This is a genomic window from Pseudomonas sp. IT-P44, from assembly GCF_949768225.1.
Classification (GTDB): Bacteria; Pseudomonadota; Gammaproteobacteria; order Pseudomonadales; family Pseudomonadaceae; genus Aquipseudomonas; species Aquipseudomonas migulae.
Genome location: NZ_CATKQM010000079.1, coordinates 170,078 through 185,816, shown reverse-complemented (window position 1 = coordinate 185,816; position 15,739 = coordinate 170,078). Strand labels below are relative to the sequence as shown.

17 protein-coding genes are annotated in these 15,739 nt (G+C 61.0%); 8 read left to right on the top strand and 9 right to left on the bottom strand.

Features of this window, described 5'->3' with window-relative positions:
* Positions 1-52: 52 nt before the first annotated feature.
* The 3 genes from arsC to ACM6IO_RS27605 are packed head-to-tail and all read left to right on the top strand — an operon-like array spanning position 53 to position 1,426.
* Positions 53-406 carry an arsenate reductase (glutaredoxin) gene (gene arsC / locus ACM6IO_RS27615; protein WP_008029340.1) on the top strand — a complete coding sequence of 118 codons (354 nt, stop codon included), beginning with the start codon at positions 53-55 and terminating at the stop codon, positions 404-406.
* On the top strand, positions 403-999 hold the full coding sequence (gene wrbA / locus ACM6IO_RS27610; protein WP_008011647.1) for an NAD(P)H:quinone oxidoreductase: 597 nt from the start codon (positions 403-405) through the stop codon (positions 997-999). Before arsC ends, wrbA begins: the two co-directional genes overlap by 4 nt.
* A gap of 1 nt (position 1,000) precedes the next feature.
* Entirely contained in the window at positions 1,001-1,426 is a 426-nt protein-coding gene (locus ACM6IO_RS27605) for a DUF2069 domain-containing protein (protein ID WP_414912600.1), read from the top strand.
* 89 nt (positions 1,427-1,515) lie between these two features.
* Here ACM6IO_RS27605 and ACM6IO_RS27600 read toward each other — a convergent pair whose 3' ends face one another.
* Both ACM6IO_RS27600 and ttcA read right to left on the bottom strand, forming a co-directional pair.
* Positions 1,516-2,190 (bottom strand): DNA-3-methyladenine glycosylase I, encoded by a 675-nt coding sequence (locus ACM6IO_RS27600; RefSeq protein WP_008029344.1) that lies wholly within the window; start codon positions 2,188-2,190, stop codon positions 1,516-1,518.
* A gap of 123 nt (positions 2,191-2,313) precedes the next feature.
* Positions 2,314-3,138: a tRNA 2-thiocytidine(32) synthetase TtcA gene (gene ttcA, locus ACM6IO_RS27595; RefSeq protein ID WP_008029346.1), complete on the bottom strand. Its 825-nt coding sequence runs from the start codon at positions 3,136-3,138 to the stop codon at positions 2,314-2,316.
* 377 nt (positions 3,139-3,515) lie between these two features.
* Here ttcA and ACM6IO_RS27590 point away from each other — a divergent pair, with 377 nt between their 5' ends.
* Together ACM6IO_RS27590 and ACM6IO_RS27585 are read left to right on the top strand one after the other, a co-directional pair.
* Complete coding sequence (locus ACM6IO_RS27590) at positions 3,516-4,118, top strand: Yip1 family protein (RefSeq protein WP_008029348.1); 603 nt, start codon at positions 3,516-3,518, stop codon at positions 4,116-4,118.
* Between the two features lie 149 nt (positions 4,119-4,267).
* A complete protein-coding gene (locus tag ACM6IO_RS27585) occupies positions 4,268-4,762 on the top strand; it encodes a SprT family zinc-dependent metalloprotease (protein ID WP_008029350.1) in 495 nt (164 codons plus the stop codon).
* 112 nt (positions 4,763-4,874) lie between these two features.
* Here ACM6IO_RS27585 and ACM6IO_RS27580 read toward each other — a convergent pair whose 3' ends face one another.
* Both ACM6IO_RS27580 and ACM6IO_RS27575 read right to left on the bottom strand, forming a co-directional pair.
* A complete protein-coding gene (locus ACM6IO_RS27580; protein ID WP_414912599.1) occupies positions 4,875-6,056 on the bottom strand; it encodes a CaiB/BaiF CoA transferase family protein in 1,182 nt (393 codons plus the stop codon).
* Between the two features lie 145 nt (positions 6,057-6,201).
* Positions 6,202-7,536: a dicarboxylate/amino acid:cation symporter gene (locus ACM6IO_RS27575; protein WP_008029353.1), complete on the bottom strand. Its 1,335-nt coding sequence runs from the start codon at positions 7,534-7,536 to the stop codon at positions 6,202-6,204.
* A gap of 338 nt (positions 7,537-7,874) precedes the next feature.
* Here ACM6IO_RS27575 and ACM6IO_RS27570 point away from each other — a divergent pair, with 338 nt between their 5' ends.
* Complete coding sequence (locus ACM6IO_RS27570; protein WP_414912598.1) at positions 7,875-8,873, top strand: AraC family transcriptional regulator; 999 nt, start codon at positions 7,875-7,877, stop codon at positions 8,871-8,873.
* A 134-nt stretch (positions 8,874-9,007) separates the two neighbouring features.
* Here the strand turns inward: ACM6IO_RS27570 and ACM6IO_RS27565 are convergent, their stop codons facing one another.
* The 3 genes from ACM6IO_RS27565 to ACM6IO_RS27555 are packed head-to-tail and all read right to left on the bottom strand — an operon-like array spanning position 9,008 to position 11,382.
* On the bottom strand, positions 9,008-10,354 hold the full coding sequence (locus ACM6IO_RS27565; RefSeq protein WP_223450351.1) for an ATP-binding protein: 1,347 nt from the start codon (positions 10,352-10,354) through the stop codon (positions 9,008-9,010).
* The gene (locus ACM6IO_RS27560; protein ID WP_008029360.1) at positions 10,351-11,028 is read right to left on the bottom strand and encodes a response regulator; all 678 of its coding nucleotides are present in this window, start codon (positions 11,026-11,028) and stop codon (positions 10,351-10,353) included. The genes ACM6IO_RS27565 and ACM6IO_RS27560 overlap by 4 nt, the downstream gene beginning before the upstream one ends.
* Before the next feature lie 48 nt (positions 11,029-11,076).
* Positions 11,077-11,382 (bottom strand): hypothetical protein, encoded by a 306-nt coding sequence (locus ACM6IO_RS27555; RefSeq protein WP_008029361.1) that lies wholly within the window; start codon positions 11,380-11,382, stop codon positions 11,077-11,079.
* 144 nt (positions 11,383-11,526) lie between these two features.
* Here ACM6IO_RS27555 and ACM6IO_RS27550 point away from each other — a divergent pair, with 144 nt between their 5' ends.
* The gene (locus tag ACM6IO_RS27550) at positions 11,527-12,318 is read left to right on the top strand and encodes a dienelactone hydrolase family protein (protein WP_192227948.1); all 792 of its coding nucleotides are present in this window, start codon (positions 11,527-11,529) and stop codon (positions 12,316-12,318) included.
* 153 nt (positions 12,319-12,471) lie between these two features.
* Positions 12,472-13,197, top strand: coding sequence for a 4'-phosphopantetheinyl transferase family protein (locus ACM6IO_RS27545; protein WP_223481750.1), 726 nt, complete (start codon positions 12,472-12,474; stop codon positions 13,195-13,197).
* Positions 13,198-13,340: 143 nt separating this feature from the next.
* Here the strand turns inward: ACM6IO_RS27545 and ACM6IO_RS27540 are convergent, their stop codons facing one another.
* Together ACM6IO_RS27540 and ACM6IO_RS27535 are read right to left on the bottom strand one after the other, a co-directional pair.
* Positions 13,341-14,951, bottom strand: a complete 1,611-nt coding sequence (locus ACM6IO_RS27540) for an ATP-binding protein (protein ID WP_008041763.1) — start codon at positions 14,949-14,951, stop codon at positions 13,341-13,343.
* Positions 14,948-15,670: a response regulator gene (locus ACM6IO_RS27535; protein ID WP_008041764.1), complete on the bottom strand. Its 723-nt coding sequence runs from the start codon at positions 15,668-15,670 to the stop codon at positions 14,948-14,950. The genes ACM6IO_RS27540 and ACM6IO_RS27535 overlap by 4 nt, the downstream gene beginning before the upstream one ends.
* Positions 15,671-15,739: the final 69 nt, after the last annotated feature.

Genomic DNA, 15,739 nt, shown 5'->3' with positions numbered 1-15,739 from the left:
ACGCGCTGCACAGTTAGAATAGCCGTCACCTTACGCAAGATGCGACCCGCACATGACCGATCTGACGCTTTATCACAACCCGCGCTGCTCGAAATCCCGCGGTGCGCTCGAACTGCTCGAAGCCCGTGGCCTGACGCCGACCGTGGTGCGCTACCTCGAGACCCCGCTGGACGCCGCGCAATTGCAGAGCCTGCTGAAAAAGCTCGGCCTCGGCGCCCGGCAATTGCTGCGCACCGGTGAGGACGAGTACAAGACCCTCAACCTCGCCGACGCGAGCCTGAGCGAGGCGCAATTAATTGCCGCCATCGCTGCGCACCCGAAACTGATGGAGCGACCGATTCTCGAAGTCGGCGACAAAGCCGTCATCGGCCGTCCGCCGGAGAACGTGCTGGAGTTGCTGCCGTGAGCGCGCCGTACATTCTGGTTCTGTATTACAGCCGTAGCGGCTCGACCAATGAAATGGCGCGGCAGATCGCCCGCGGTGTCGAGCAGTCCGGGATGGAAGCGCGCCTGCGCACCGTGCCGGCGATTTCCACCGAGTGCGAAGCGGTGTCGCCGGACATTCCGGACGAAGGCGCGCTGTACGCCAGCCTCGACGACCTGAAGAACTGCGCAGGCCTGGCCCTCGGCAGCCCGACGCGTTTCGGCAACATGGCCGCACCGCTCAAATACTTCCTCGACGGCACCAGCAACTTGTGGCTGACCGGCGCCCTTGTCGGCAAACCGGCCGGGGTGTTCACCTCCACCGCGAGCCTGCACGGCGGTCAGGAAACCACGCTGCTGTCGATGATGTTGCCGCTGCTGCACCACGGCATGCTGATCACCGGCCTGCCGTACAGCGAGTCCGCGTTGCTGGAAACCCGTGGCGGCGGCACGCCTTATGGCGCCAGTCATCACGCCGGCGCCGATGGCAAAAGCGGCTTGAATGAACATGAAGTGGCGCTGTGCCGGGCCTTGGGTCTGCGCCTGGCGAAGACCGCACAAAAGTTGGTGAGCTGAGATGGCGAAAAAGCCGAAGATCCTGCCTTCCATTGAATGGCTCGAACCACGGGTTCGGGCGATGCGCGTCATCAGTCTGCTGTGCTACTTCGGCCTGGTGGGATTGCTCTGCGCTTATTACCTGATGGTCGCCGACCTGCATGGCGCGCGGCCGTGGGTGATTCTGCTGATCGAACTGGTGCCGTTGCTGTTGCTGGCGCCGGGGATGATCGTCGGCAGCGCGCGCGGGCATTCGTGGATGTGTTTTGTGGTGAACCTGTATTTCATCAAGGGCGCACTGGCGGCGTATGACCCGAATCGGCAGCTGTTCGGTTTGCTGGAAATGGGCGCGAGCCTGGCGGTGTTCTGCTCGGCGCTGTTGTATGTGCGGTGGCGGTTTCAGTTGAATCGCAAGTTGGCTGGCGAGGGCGAGATTTCCGTCGCCTGATCGGGCCCCTTCGCGGGCAAGCCTCGCTCCTACAGGAATCTGAGAAACCTGTAGGAGCGAGGCTTGCCCGCGAAGGGCATCACTCGATATCAATGATTGGCGGTGTACGCCAGCATCATCGAGATCTGGCTCATCGGCCGACCGCCGCTTTCTTCATGCCACTGGTTGAACACGCCCTGCACCGTGGCCAGGTCCCGCAGGCTGGTTGGCACTTTATCGACGATTTTCTGCGCATTCAGCGCCGCCACCACGTCATAACTCGGCACGAAGGTGTCCTTGCCGACCATGCGCAAAAATCTCGGTGCCGACAAGCCACCCAATTGATGACCGTGCTTTTTCAGGTAGGTCCACAAGCCGACGATATCGGTCACCGGCCAATCGGCGATCAACTCGCCAAAGCTGCCTTTCTCATGGGCCACGTCCAGCACGAACTGCGCATTGCGTGGCACGCTCTTGAGTTTGCCCAAGTGGCGGATGATCCGCGCGTCCTGCATCAGTCGTTCAAGGTGTTCGGCGCTCATCAGCACGACTTTTTCCGGGTCGAACTTGAAGAACACTTCTTCGAAGGCAGGCCACTTGGCGTCCACCAGGCTGTGCTTGAGCCCGGCGCGGAACACACGCAGCGCCATGGTCGAGAGGTAGCGATCGTCGCTGATATCGCGCAATTGCGCGGCAGTCTTCGGAACGGGCAGATGGGCTTCCAGTTCGGCTGCGGAACCGAAGCGGTTCAGACAGTATTCGTGCAGCCACTTGTAATCGCGCATGCCCTCTCCTGAGGAGTCAGTGAGTAGACCAATGTGGGAGCCAGCCTGCTGGCGATAGCGGTGGGTCAGTCAACGTCTGACTTACCGCTATCGCCAGCAGGCTGGCTCCCACAGTGATGGTGTTTAGAGGTTTACTACGTTAACGAACCGCGACATGGCGGTTTCGTCGATCCGCAGGTTGGTGAAGTCGAACAGGTTGCGGTCCGCCAATTGCGACGGGATCACGTTCTGCAAGCTGCGGAAAATGCTTTCGGTGCGGCCCGGCGTCTTGCGCTCCCATTCCTGCAGCATTTCCTTGACCACCTGACGTTGCAGGTTTTCCTGGGAACCGCAGAGGTTGCACGGGATGATCGGGAATTGCTTGAGGTCCGAGTAGGCCTGAATGTCTTTTTCGTTGCAGTAGGCCAACGGGCGGATCACCACGTTGCGGCCGTCGTCGGCGCGCAGCTTCGGCGGCATGGCCTTGAGCGAGCCGTTGAAGAACATATTGAGGAAGAACGTTTCGACGATGTCGTCGCGGTGGTGACCGAGGGCCATTTTGGTCGCGCCGATTTCGTCGGCAAAGGTGTAGAGCGTGCCACGACGCAGGCGCGAGCACAGCGAGCAGGTGGTCTTGCCTTCCGGAATCAGCTCCTTGACCACCGAGTACGTGTCTTTCTCGACGATGTGGTATTCGATGCCCAGGGTTTTGAGGTACGCCGGCAGCACGTCCTCAGGGAAACCCGGCTGTTTCTGGTCCATGTTCACGGCCACGATCTCGAATTTGATCGGCGCGACCTTCTGCAAATGCATCAGCACGTCGAGCATGGTGTAGCTGTCCTTGCCGCCGGACAGGCAGACCATGACCTTGTCGCCGTCTTCAATCATGTTGAAATCGGCGACAGCCTCACCGGCCTGACGGCGAAGGCGCTTTTGCAGTTTGTTCTGGTTGACCGTGAGAGTGCCCATGACGCGAGATCCGTGAGGTGTGACGAAAGGCCGGCATTTTACGCAAAAACCCGCCTCCGGCGAAGTACCCGTAATCCCCCTGTAGGAGCGAGCCTGCTCGCGATGGCGGTGTGTCAGTCCAAACAGTCATGCCTGATACACCGCCATCGCCGGCAAGCCGGTCTCGCTCCCACAGGGATAACGTTGACAGTGCCAGTGGCGATTAACAGAGGGATTTACAGCGCGATTTGCTCTAACGCCCTACAACCTGCGGGGTTAAGACCTTTCTATACTGCGTCATAAGGTCGCACACATATCCAGACCTTTACTTACTTGGCCACTTTGGCCTGTAGGCGCTCCACTGGGGGGCGACGGTAAAAACAAGAGGAGTGACTGGCATGATCCATCACGTAGTGGGGCTCTTCACCCACCCCGACCAGGAATGGAAAGAAATCCGTGGCGACCAAGAGGAAAGCATCAGCCACATGTACCTGACCCACACGCTGATTCTGGCGGCGATCCCCGCCGTGTCGGCGTTTATCGGCACCACGCAGGTCGGCTGGGTAATTGGCAGCCGGGCACCGGTGATGCTGACGCAGGAAAGCGCGCTATGGATGACGATCATGTCGTACGTGGCGATGCTCGGCGGCGTTGCCGTAATGGGCGCGTTCATCCACTGGATGGCCCGCACCTATGACGCCAACCCGAGTCTGGCACGTTGCGTTGCGTTTGCGACCTACACCGCGACCCCGCTGTTCATAGGCGGCCTCGCGGCACTGTACCCACACATGTGGCTGGGGATGATCGTCGGGACGGCGGCCATCTGCTACACGGTGTACCTGCTGTATGTGGGGCTTCCAACTTTCATGAACATTCCATCTGACGAGGGATTTCTATTTTCAAGTTCGGTGCTCGCCGTCGGTTTAGTGGTACTGGTGGCGATCATGGCGTTCACTGTCATTGTCTGGGGACTCGGCGTGGGGCCGGTCTACACGAACTAGTTACGCTCTCCACCCAAAATCAAGATCTGCCAATACAGGCCGCCGCAAGGCGGCCTTTCAATGTGGAGGGTAACGACCATTCGGCGCCCTGGCGATTCGCAAGGCCCGAGCGTTGCGGCATACTCGACGTCTCTGGAGATCCATCAAGCATGCCCGAGCAACTCAATACCCGCGTCGAAGACTGTTACCAACAAGCCGAATCCTTTTTCAAACGAACCTTCAAACGCCCCGTGGTGAGCCTCAAGCTGCGCGGGCAAAAAGCCGGTGTCGCGCATCTGCACGAGAACCTGCTGCGCTTCAATCCGCAGCTGTACCGCGAAAACACTGAAGACTTCCTCAAGCAGACCGTGGCCCATGAAGTCGCCCATCTGATCGCTCATCAGCTGTTTGGCGATCGCATCCAGCCCCACGGCGAAGAGTGGCAACTGATCATGCGTGGCGTGTACGAACTGCCGCCCAATCGCTGCCACACCTACGACGTCAAGCGCCGCAGCGTGACGCGCTATATCTACAAATGCCCGTGCGCCGACAGTGATTTCCCGTTTTCGGCGCAGCGCCACAGCCTAGTGCGGCAGGGGCGGCGGTATTTGTGTCGGCGGTGCCGGAGCACGTTGGTGTTCAGTGGGGAGATGCGGGTCGAGTAAGTCGGATTTGTCGTGTTTTGGTGGGCCCCTTCGCGGGCAAGCCTCGCTCCTACAGAAGCATCGAAATCACCTGTAGGAGCGAGGCTTGCCCGCGAAGAGGCCATCGAAAACCCTACATAATCACCTTGGCACGCCGCAATTCGGCAATCCGCTCAACACCAAACCCCAACTCCCCCAATACCTGATCCGTATGCTCACCCAGCGCCGCACCGATATGCCGAGGCTCGGGCAACCCATCCGAGAACTTCAACGGACACGCCATCTGCGCCTGGCTCGTGCCATCCCCTCGCGGCACATCGGTCACCAATTCCCGCGCCTGCAACTGCGGATGCCGAATCGCCTCACCCAAGGTCAGCACCGGCTCGACACACGCATCGAGCTCGGCAAACAGTGCGCACAATTCGGCAAAATCGTGTTTCTCGAATTCAGTCTGCAGCGCGTCCTTTAGCTTCTTTTGCTGGGCTGGCTGAGGTGACAGGCCCAACGCCGCCAATTCCTCCAGCCCCAGTGCCGTGCACAGTTGCTTCATGAACGGCGGCTCCAGGCTGCCCACCGATAACCAGCGGCCATCCCGCGAACGGTAATAGTCGTAAAAGCTGCCGCCGTTAAGCATCTGGTCTTCCCGGCCCGGCTCCTCGCCACAGGCCAGGTACCCTGCCCCGGCCATGGCGTTCAGGCTGAACGCGCAGTCGGTCATGCTCACATCCAGATGCTGGCCCAACCCGCTTTGTTGCCGGGCGATCACCGCCGCCAGCAGGCCGATGACGCCGTGCAGCGAACCGCCGGCGACATCCGCCACTTGCACGCCCAAGGGCAGCGGGCCGTTGTCGGTGCGGCCGGTGTAGCTCGCCAGCCCCGCCAACGCCAGGTAATTGATGTCGTGGCCGGCGCGATCCTTGTAGGGGCCGGTTTGCCCGTATCCAGTGATCGACACATAGATCAGCTTTGGGTTGATGGCTTTCAACGCTTCATACCCCAGGCCCAATCGTTCCATGACACCGGGGCGGAATTGCTCCAGGACGATGTCGTAGTCATGCAACAGCTGCTTGATCACCGCCAGCGCCTCGGGCTGCTTGAGGTCCAGCGCCAGGCTGCGCTTGTTGCGATTGAGGTACGCGTGGCTGGCCGACACGCCTTGGTCATGGGGCGGCAGCACGCGCAACAGGTCCATGCGGGTCGGCGATTCGATGCGCAAGACCTCGGCGCCCATGTCAGCCAATAACAGCGAGGCGAACGGCCCCGGCAACAGTGTCGAGAAATCCAGAACCTTGAGTGATGCCAATGGGCCAGGCATGAGCGATCTCCGTATTCGATGCCTCCAGCCTAGGCAGCCAATCGCGTTGCAGCAATCACCTGATGTGTCAGCAACTGTGACCGTTACGCTCAAATTCCAGGCATGAAAAAACCCGCCGAAGCGGGTTTTTTCATGACAACGCGTGTTACTTGACGTTGCTTGGGGTTGGGCCTTCGGCCACACCCAGGTCGTCTACTTCACGTTCATCGGAGATACCGCGACCGCCGGAAGCCAGCTCGACTTGCAGCTTGTCTTCGTCCAGCTCTTTCACCCACTTGGCCACGACCAGGGTCGCAACGGCATTACCAACGAGGTTGGTCAGCGCACGGGCTTCGGACATGAAGCGGTCGATACCGAGGATCAGCGCCAGGCCGGCTACTGGCAGAGTACCCACGGCCGACAGGGTGGCTGCCAGCACGATGAAACCACTACCGGTCACACCTGCCGCACCTTTGGAGGACAACAGCAGCACCAGCAGCAAGGTGATCTGGTGAGTGAGGTCCATCGGCGTATCAGTCGCCTGAGCGATAAACACAGCCGCCATGGTCAGGTAGATCGAAGTACCGTCGAGGTTGAAGGAGTAACCAGTCGGGATCACCAGACCCACTACCGATTTATCCGCACCCAGGCGTTCCATTTTGATCAGCATGCGTGGCAGAGCCGATTCCGACGAGGAAGTGCCCAGTACGATCAGCAGTTCTTCACGGATGTAGCGGATCAGCTTGAGTACGCTGAAACCATGCGCGCGGCAGATGGCGCCCAATACCAGAACCACAAACAGGATGCAGGTGATGTAGAAGCAGATCATCAGCTGACCGAGCTGTACCAGCGAGCCAACACCGTAAGCACCAATGGTGAAGGCCATGGCACCGAAGGCACCGACTGGGGCGAGCTTCATGATCATGTTGATGATGTTGAACATCACGTGAGCGAAGCGATCGATAAAGTCCAGGACCGGCTTGCCGTACGCACCCAGGCGATGCAGGGCGAAACCGAAGATCACCGAGAACATCAGAACTTGCAGGATATCGCCGTTGGCGAAAGCGCCGACGATGGTGTTCGGGATCACATTGAGGATAAAGGCGACGATGCTCTGGTCTTTACCGGCCGAGATGAAGCCAGCAATTTTGCTGGTGTCCAGAGTCGTTACGTCGATGTGCATGCCGGCGCCCGGTTGCACGACGTTGACCACGACCAGACCGATCAGCAAGGCAATAGTGGAAACGATTTCGAAGTACAGCAGCGCATAACCGCCGGTCTTGCCGACCGATTTCATGTTCTGCATGCCGGCGATACCGCTGACGACCGTACAGAAGATGATTGGCGCGATGACCATTTTGATCAGTTTGATGAACCCGTCACCCAGCGGCTTGAGGGCCACACCGGTCTGCGGGTAGAAGTGACCAAGCAGGATGCCGATGGCGATGGCAACGATCACCTGGAAATACAGGGATTTGTACAGTGGCTGACGAGTCGTCATTGCAAAGTTCCTCAAGAGTGCGCGCTAACAACATCCATCTGTTGCCCACGACACCTGAATTGCGAACCCTCCTGCACTGGAGGGATTTGTTTTTTCGAGCTGCACGACGGCAGGCATCTGCTCGTTGTATCGCAAGCGGCGTGCCACTTTTGCAAAACCCGCTGCGAGCCTTTTGACATCAGGGGTTACAGGTTCAACGTGCCGTGGGTGCGCTATAAAACAGTGGCGGATTTCCGCCCATCCGCCAAACCTCGTCCTGCAATTTGGCGGATATCCGCCTTGTCCATTGCCTGACCCGACGACTACCATCCGTCGTTCAATAGACGGACCTGCCTTCTATGCGCGAACGTACCATCGCCAGCCATTTCGCCCGTGCCGCCCTCGGTGGCGCGCGTCGGCTGGGTCATGACTGTTCAAACCTGTTGCAACAACTCGGCATCAGCCCCGAGCTGCTGGAAGAACCGCGTGCGCGGATTGCGCCTGAGCAGTTCACCCGTTTGATCCAGGGATTGTGGCTGGCACTCGACGACGAGTACCTGGGCTTCGGGCCGGTCCCGAGTAAAACCGGCAGTTTCGCGATGATGTGCCACGCGCTGATTCACTGTCGCAATCTCGATAAGGCACTGCATCGCGGCTTGTTGTTTTATAGCCTGTTCCCCGGCGGCCCGCGCCTGACCCTGACCCGCGAAAACGAAATGATCCGCCTGAGCCTGGACGATTCGCAGTTTCAGGACCCGGACCATTTCCTCACCGAGAGCCAGTTGATGGTCTGGCATCGCCTCGGCAGTTGGCTGATCGGCCAGCGCATCCGCCTGGAACAAGCGACGTTCAGCTACCCGAGGCCCGAGCACGGCGCCGAATACGAGTTGCTGTTCCCCTGCCCGATGGAATTTTCCGCGGCGCAGAGCAGCCTGCTGTTCCACAGTCGCTACCTGAACATGCCGTTGCTGCAGGACGAGCGGACCCTCAAGCATTTCCTCGAACACTCCCCCGCCGACCTGTTGTCGCGCCCGGATGACGGCGACAGCCTGAGCAGCCAGTTGCGCCGCTTGCTCAGCCGCGACAGTGCGCGCTGGCCGGACCTGGAAGCGGTGGCCGCGCACCTGCACATCAGCCCGCAGACGCTACGCCGGCATTTGCGCGAAGAGGGTTCGAGTTTTCAGGAGTTGAAGGATCAGTTGCGCCGGGACATTGCGATTTATCACTTAGGGCGCGCGGACCTGTCGTTGCAACAGATTGCCGAGCAGCTGGGGTTTTCCGAGCCTTCGGCGTTTCATCGGGCGTTCAAGAAATGGACCGGGCTTACACCCGGAGCCTACCGCGCGCAGGAGAATTGATTGTTGCGGTGACTTCACCGGCCCCTTCGCGGGCAAGTCGGGATGCCGCACCACTCGCTCCTACAGGAAAGCGCATTCCTGTAGGAGCGAGGCTTGCCCGCGAAGGGGCCCGTAAAAACGCTGAAGAACTCAGGTCAAACCACCGGAAAATGAATCCGGAACGCCGCGCCGCCCATCGGTGAATCGCCCAGCGTCAGTTTGGCGTTGTAACTCTCGATGATGTCCTTGACCACCGCCAACCCGATCCCCTGCCCCGGGTGCTGACGGTCCAGCCGTTCGCCGCGCTGCAGAATCCGCGCGCGCTGATCCGGTGGTACACCCGGCCCGTCGTCCTCGACGCACAATTCGACCCCGCTCAAGGTTTCGCGCACGCTGATACGCACTTCGCCCAGGCACAGGCGATAGGCGTTTTCCAGCAGGTTGCCCATCATTTCCAGCAAGGCGCCCTGCTCGATCGGCACGTAGCATTGCTCCGGCAGATCGAAGGCCACCCGCACGCGTTTGTCGCGGTAGACCTTGTCCAGCGTGTCGCAGAGGCTTTTCAGCACCGGACGCAACCGCACCTGATGACGCACCAGGCCGCTTTTGCGCAGGCTGGCGCGCTGCAACTGATAGCTGATCTGCTGGCTCATGCGCTCGATCTGGGTTTGCAGCACCCAGGCCTGATCACGATCCGCCGGGCGTTGCGCCATGTCTTCGCTGACGCCTTGCAGCACGGTCAACGGGGTTTTCAGGCTGTGGGCCAGGTCGCCGAGAGAATCGCGATAGCGGCTGCGCTGTTCGCGCTCGCTGTGCAGCAAGCGGTTGAGCGAGCCGGTCAGGCGCAGCAATTCACGCGGGTGTTGTTCGCTGAGGCTTTCGCGGGTGCCGCTTTCGATTTCGTCGAGCTCCTGACTGAGTCGGCGCAACGCCTGCAAGCCCCAGGTCAGGCCGATCCACAGCAACGCCAGCAGCACCAACAAAGCGGCGCCGAAACCCAGATAGAGATTTTCCCGCAGGCCTTCGAGGGTGTCTTCGTACTCGCGCACCGGTTGCAGCGCGACGATGCTGAACGCCGCGCTTTTGCCGCCAAGCAGTTTGACTTCGACGTCATAGACGAAGAATTCCTGGCCATTGGCTTCGCTGATCCTCGCGAACTCGTTACCGCGCCCGTCGTAACGCGGTTTGTAGTTGATGTCCTCTTCCTGAGTGCCCTTCGAGCGCCAGACCAGGTGACCTTCACGGTCATAGATGTAGCCGAGCAAACGGCTGTCGGTGAGGTTGAAACGCTCGTCGGGCAACTGCGCCGGCATCTGCAAGTGATTGCCCTCGACCCGGGCGGCGGAGATCAGCGTGGTGACGTCCGACGCCAGGCGCTGCTCGATGGAATCCTGCAGCGCCAGGCTGAACGCGCCCTGCATCGCCGGCAGCAACGCCAGCATGAACAACACCGCCAGGATCGTGGCGGCGAGCATCAAACGGACACGAAGCGAACGAATCAAGTGCAGCGCTCATTGAACAGGTAGCCGAGGCCCCGCACGGTGTCGATCGGCTTGAAGCCGGCCGGGCCTTCGAGTTTGCGGCGCAAGCGGCCGACCAGCACTTCGATCACGTTCGGATCGCGCTCGTCGTCATCCGGGTAGAGCTGCTCCATCAAGCGGTCCTTGGCCACCACTTGCTGGTGATGGCGCATCAGGTATTCGAGGATCCGGTACTCGTAGGCAGTCAGCGCCAGCGGTTGTTCATCGAGGGACGCCTGCTTGCGATTGAGGTCGAGCAGCAGCGGCCCGGCGACGATGGTCGACTGGGTGAAACCGCTGGAGCGACGCAGCAAGGCATTCAGGCGCGCATCCAGCTCTTCGAACTGGAACGGCTTGACCACGTAATCGTCGGCGCCGGCAGCGAGGCCTTCGACTTTGTCCTGCCAGTTGCCGCGCGCGGTGAGGATCAGGATCGGGAAGGTCTTGCCCCGCGAACGCAGCTGACGGATCAGGTCGAGCCCGCCCATGCCGGGCAGGCCGAGGTCGATCACCGCCAGGTCATGGTTGAATTGCTCGGTCTGGTACAGCGCCTCCTCGGCGTTGGCCACGGACTCGACCACGTGGCCACTGTCCGTCAGGCGGGTTTGCAGGTGATGGCGCAACAGCGCTTCATCTTCGACGACCAGCAATTTCATAACGCTCTCCCGGGCAATTCAACCTCTCCAGAGGTGCAACGGCGTATTTCAAGACAGATCATAGCGGCCCATGAGGTTCTCCTGACGGAGTTTAATGCCATTGTGAAAGACCGACACGTTCGCGTAAGCAGCGCAGTAATCGGCCTGTGGGTTCGGGCGGCCCAACTGCGCGCCCCAGGCACTGTCATGACTGACCACGCCGTTCGTGCCGATGCTGTGCAGGGTGAGGGACTTTTTGGGTCGCTCGCCGGTCTTCCCAAGAGCAAGGCTGGCGACATTATCGTCGGAAGCGAACGCCGCGGTGCTCGCGCTCAAAACGGTGAATGCCAGCAGCAGGTTTTTAAAGCCAGTCATAGGAAAATGTCCTCATGCGCAGATGCTTTGGGTACGGCGCTACATTACGCACCGGCCCCTGAACTCCCCCTGAACGCACTCTGAACCCGAGCTGAACCAGATCGACTAGGCTGTGTTGACGACTTTTTTCCAGGAGATCCGACCATGCGTATATTCCTTGCCCTGTTCTTGCTGGCCGTGAGCGGGCTCAGCCAGGCGGCCATCAAGACCCAGGAAATCCCCTATCAAAGCCCCGACGGCACCAAGCTGATCGGGTATTACGCTTACGACGACGCGGTTAAAGGCCCCCGCCCTGGCGTTGTGGTGGTTCACGAGTGGTGGGGGCTCAATGACTACGCCAAGCGCCGCGCCCGTGACCTCGCCGGTCTGGGCTACAGCGCCCTGGCCATCGACATGTATGGCGACGGCAAAAACACCGAACACCCCAAGGACGCCATGGCGTTCATGCAAGCGGCGATCAAGGACAGCGCCGCTGCCAGTGCGCGGTTTCAGGCCGGGCTGGATCTGTTGAAGAAACAGCCGCAAACCAATCCGGATAAAATCGCCGCGATTGGTTACTGCTTTGGCGGCAGCGTGGTGCTGAACGCGGCACGTCAGGGCTTGCCGCTGGCGGGCGTGGTGAGTTTCCACGGGGCGCTGGCGACCAAAGCGCCTGCAACACCAGGCAGCGTGAAAGCGAAAATCCTCGTGGAGCATGGCGCGCTGGACAGCATGGTGACGTCGGAAAACGTTGCGGCGTTCAAGGCGGAGATGGACAAGGCCGGGGCCGATTATCAATTCGTCAACCTTGAGGGCGCCAAGCATGGGTTCAGCAATCCGGATGCGGATCGCTTGAGCCATGGCGATCATGGCGGGCCGGATATTGGTTACAACAAGGCGGCGGATGAGAAATCCTGGGCGGATATGCAGGCGTTTTTCAAAAAGATTTTTAGCTAGGCAGGTAAACCGCGGTGCGGCCATTCGCGGGCAAGCCTCGCTCCTACAGGTTAGCGTTGTTCCCTGTAGGAGCGAGGCTTGCCCGCGAAGAACGATAACGCGGTCTGACGTCAGGGCTACCCAGCTTCAAGGCAACCCGGCAAAATGCCCGACATGAATCCCGTCCCCGCCCTGCCCGCCTGCTGCACCCCACTCGATGCCCATTGGCCGCTGCCGTTCGTGTTGCCCGATACGGTGCTGCTGAGCACGCACTTCAACACCTCGCAACTGGCCGCCGATGACTTTCAGCGCAGCGCCATCGAGCCGCCCGCGACCATCCGGCGTTCGGTGGCCAAACGTCAGGCCGAGTTTCTCGCCGGCCGGGTTTGCGCTCGCGCCGCGTTGCAGCGCTTGGAAGGGCTGAATTTTACCCCGGCCATTGGCGAAGACCGGGCACCGGTCTGGCCCGCGCACATCTGCGGTTCGATCACCCACAGCACCGGCCGCGCTGCGGCGATTGTCGCGCAGAAAACCCACTGGCGCGGCTTGGGAATGGACCTGGAAAACCTGCTCAACCCTGAACGGGCCGAGCGCCTGGCCGGGGAAATTCTCACCCCGCCGGAGTTACAACGCATGGCGGCAGGCCATCGCGATCAACTGGCGCTGCTGGTGACGCTGACGTTTTCGGTGAAGGAGAGTCTGTTCAAGGCGCTGTATCCGATTGTTCAGCAGCGCTTCTACTTCGAGCATGCCGAGGTGTTGGAGTGGTCCGAGGCGGGTGAGGTGCGGTTGCGATTGTTGACGGACCTGTCCAGTGAATGGCGCCATGGCACCGAGCTGGATGCGCAGTTCGGGGTGAAGGATGGGCAGTTGTTGAGTCTGGTCAGTATCAAGGCCTGAAGATCTTTGGTGTCGGACAGGGCCTCTTCGCGGGCAAGTCGGAACGCCGCCCGCTCGCTCCTACAGGATCGCATTCCCTGTAGGAGCGAGTGGTGCGGCATCCCGACTTGCCCGCGAAGGCGATTTCCGGGACAACAAAAATCTCAACGCTTCTCCTGATTGCGCGGCCAGCTCAAGCTGAAACACGCCCCGCCCAAGCTCTTGCTCTTGCTGATCAACGCTCGCCCGTCATGCCAGTGGATGATCCGCCGCACGATCGACAGCCCTAATCCATGCCCGCCCGAAGCACGGGTTCGGCTGTCATCGAGACGCAGGAACGGCGTAAAAATTTTCTCCCACGCGGATTCCGGCACACCCGGCCCGTCGTCCTCGATGTCCACCCGACAACGCTGCTGCCCGACCTGATAGCTGACGGTCACCCGCGATGAGGCATGGCGCATGGCGTTGCTCACCAGGTTCTGGATCGCCCGGTGCAGGTAACGGGGTTCGGCCTCGACCCAGGCATCGTCGCAATCGGCGGCCGAGAGGCACAAACCGCGCTGCACCGTGACGTCGGCGCGCAAGGGCGCCAATTCTTCGATCACTTGATTGACCAACGCATCCAGGTCGATCCGCTGGAAGTTCAGCGCGGGCGAACCCTGTTCCAGTCGCGCGTAAGTGAGCATCTCGTCCACCAACCGATCAAGGTCTTCAATGTCGTGATCCATGCCCTCGCGGTACTTTTCCAGCGCCTGCGGCGTGGTGGCCGAGCCGATCATCTCCAGGCCGAAACGCAGCCGCGCCACGGGCGTGCGCAATTCGTGGGACACGGCGCGTACCAGTTCACGCTGGATCGCCAGCAACTGCTGCAAGTGCTCGGCCATGCCGTTGAACGCCGAGGCCAGGCGTCCCACCGAGTCGGCGCCGCGCGCCGGCACGCGGGTTTCCAGGCTGCCTTTGGCGATGCGCGTGGCGGCCGCTTCGAGCCCGCGCAAACGACGCTCCAGTTGCCGCACCAAGAGGTAGACGATCAACCCGATCAGGCTCAAGCCCAGCGCCGCGATCAGCACCAGCCACTCCGGCGGGTAAGGATTCATCTGATACAGCGGACCGATTTCCAGCACCCACGGCGTGCCGACCATGCCGGCAAACACCCGGATCGAATCGCCGCCCTTGCCCAGCGCCATTACCGTATCGCCTTCGGCCACCCGACGGCTCTGGTCTTCGTCCATATCCGCTTCACCGACCGTGACCAGCCGCAAGTCGAAACCAAACCCCTTGTCTTCTTTCAACTGCGCCAGGCGCTTGGGCTGCTCGGCCACCGGCACGCGCACCAGCTCATCGGCGAGCAGGTAAATAGTTGCGCGGGCCAGTTGCTCGCTGATCTGCTGCACCTCCCCCGTGAGCACCAACTGCTCCTTGTCGCTGATCAGTCGATAGACCTTCGCTGCATGCGGACCGGTCTGCTCCACCAGCGCCTGACCGCGCAGCACGCGGGTGCGCTGAGTCAGGTCGAGGTCGGTCTGGGCGAAGGTCTTCAGCGCCAACGGAATCCCGAGCAGGCGTTCCCACACCAGCAAGGCGCGGTGACGCTGGGTTTCGTTCATCGGTTGCAGGTTGTCGGCCATCAGCGAGAACGTGCCATGGGCCAGGCGCTCGCGGTATTGCTCGCTGCGCACCTGGTTGAGCATGTGCAGGGCCAGCACGCCGAGCACCGCCACCAGAATCAGCGCCGCGCACATGCCGCCGTAGATGCGCAGGAAGATCGAGTTCACAGCGACGGGTCTACGCAGGCTTCCGGCACGAACAGGTAGCCTTTGCTGCGGATGGTCTTGATCAGGCGCGGATGATCCGGGTCATCGCCGATCTTCGGCCGGATGCGCGAAATGCGCACGTCGATCGAGCGGTCCTGGCCGTCATAGCCGATGCCACGCAGTGCGGTGAAAATCTCTTCACGAGAGAGGATGCGCCCGGCATTGGCCACCAACAGCCACAGCAGGTCGAACTCGGCGCTGGTCAGCTCGATGCCGTTGTCATGCAGCCAGGCTTCACGCAAGGCGTTGTCCACCACCAGCGGGCCGAATTGCAGGCGCCGTTGTTTTTCCGGAACGGGTTCAGGCGCTTCACTGCGCCGCAACAAGGCCTGGATGCGGGCCAGCAGCAGGCGTGGGCGAACCGGTTTGCAGACGTAGTCGTCGGCGCCCAGGTCGAGGCCGAGGATCTGATCGGTGTCGTCGGTACGCGCGGTGAGCATCAGGATCGGCCCGTCGTACTTGTCGCGGACCTTGCGGCAAATACTCAGGCCGTCTTCGCCCGGCAGCATCAGGTCGAGGATCACCAGGTCCGGTTTTTCCTTGATGATGCGCGCGGCCGCCAGGGCGCCGTTGCCTTCGATCGACACACGCAGGCCATTGGCCTCCAGGTATTCGCGGGTCAGTTCGGCCAGACGCTGGTCGTCTTCCACTATCAATACCTGCCAGGCTTCTTGCTCCACGGTGACCTCTGCTTGCCAACAACACTAATAAGGAAGGATCCGCCCGTCTTTTTGTAATGATTGGGGAGG

Bases quoted from the DNA above. Each gene is read 5' to 3' on its own strand.
- arsC (WP_008029340.1), top strand. From the start codon at position 53: ATGACCGATCTGACGCTTTATCACAACCCGCGCTGCTCGAAATCCCGC.
- ACM6IO_RS27605 (WP_414912600.1), top strand. From the start codon at position 1,001: ATGGCGAAAAAGCCGAAGATCCTGCCTTCCATTGAATGGCTCGAACCA.
- ACM6IO_RS27600 (WP_008029344.1), bottom strand. From the start codon at position 2,190: ATGCGCGATTACAAGTGGCTGCACGAATACTGTCTGAACCGCTTCGGT.
- ttcA (WP_008029346.1), bottom strand. From the start codon at position 3,138: ATGGGCACTCTCACGGTCAACCAGAACAAACTGCAAAAGCGCCTTCGC.
- ACM6IO_RS27590 (WP_008029348.1), top strand. From the start codon at position 3,516: ATGATCCATCACGTAGTGGGGCTCTTCACCCACCCCGACCAGGAATGG.
- ACM6IO_RS27585 (WP_008029350.1), top strand. From the start codon at position 4,268: ATGCCCGAGCAACTCAATACCCGCGTCGAAGACTGTTACCAACAAGCC.
- ACM6IO_RS27580 (WP_414912599.1), bottom strand. From the start codon at position 6,056: ATGCCTGGCCCATTGGCATCACTCAAGGTTCTGGATTTCTCGACACTG.
- ACM6IO_RS27575 (WP_008029353.1), bottom strand. From the start codon at position 7,536: ATGACGACTCGTCAGCCACTGTACAAATCCCTGTATTTCCAGGTGATC.
- ACM6IO_RS27570 (WP_414912598.1), top strand. From the start codon at position 7,875: ATGCGCGAACGTACCATCGCCAGCCATTTCGCCCGTGCCGCCCTCGGT.
- ACM6IO_RS27560 (WP_008029360.1), bottom strand. From the start codon at position 11,028: ATGAAATTGCTGGTCGTCGAAGATGAAGCGCTGTTGCGCCATCACCTG.
- ACM6IO_RS27555 (WP_008029361.1), bottom strand. From the start codon at position 11,382: ATGACTGGCTTTAAAAACCTGCTGCTGGCATTCACCGTTTTGAGCGCG.
- ACM6IO_RS27550 (WP_192227948.1), top strand. From the start codon at position 11,527: ATGCGTATATTCCTTGCCCTGTTCTTGCTGGCCGTGAGCGGGCTCAGC.
- ACM6IO_RS27545 (WP_223481750.1), top strand. From the start codon at position 12,472: ATGAATCCCGTCCCCGCCCTGCCCGCCTGCTGCACCCCACTCGATGCC.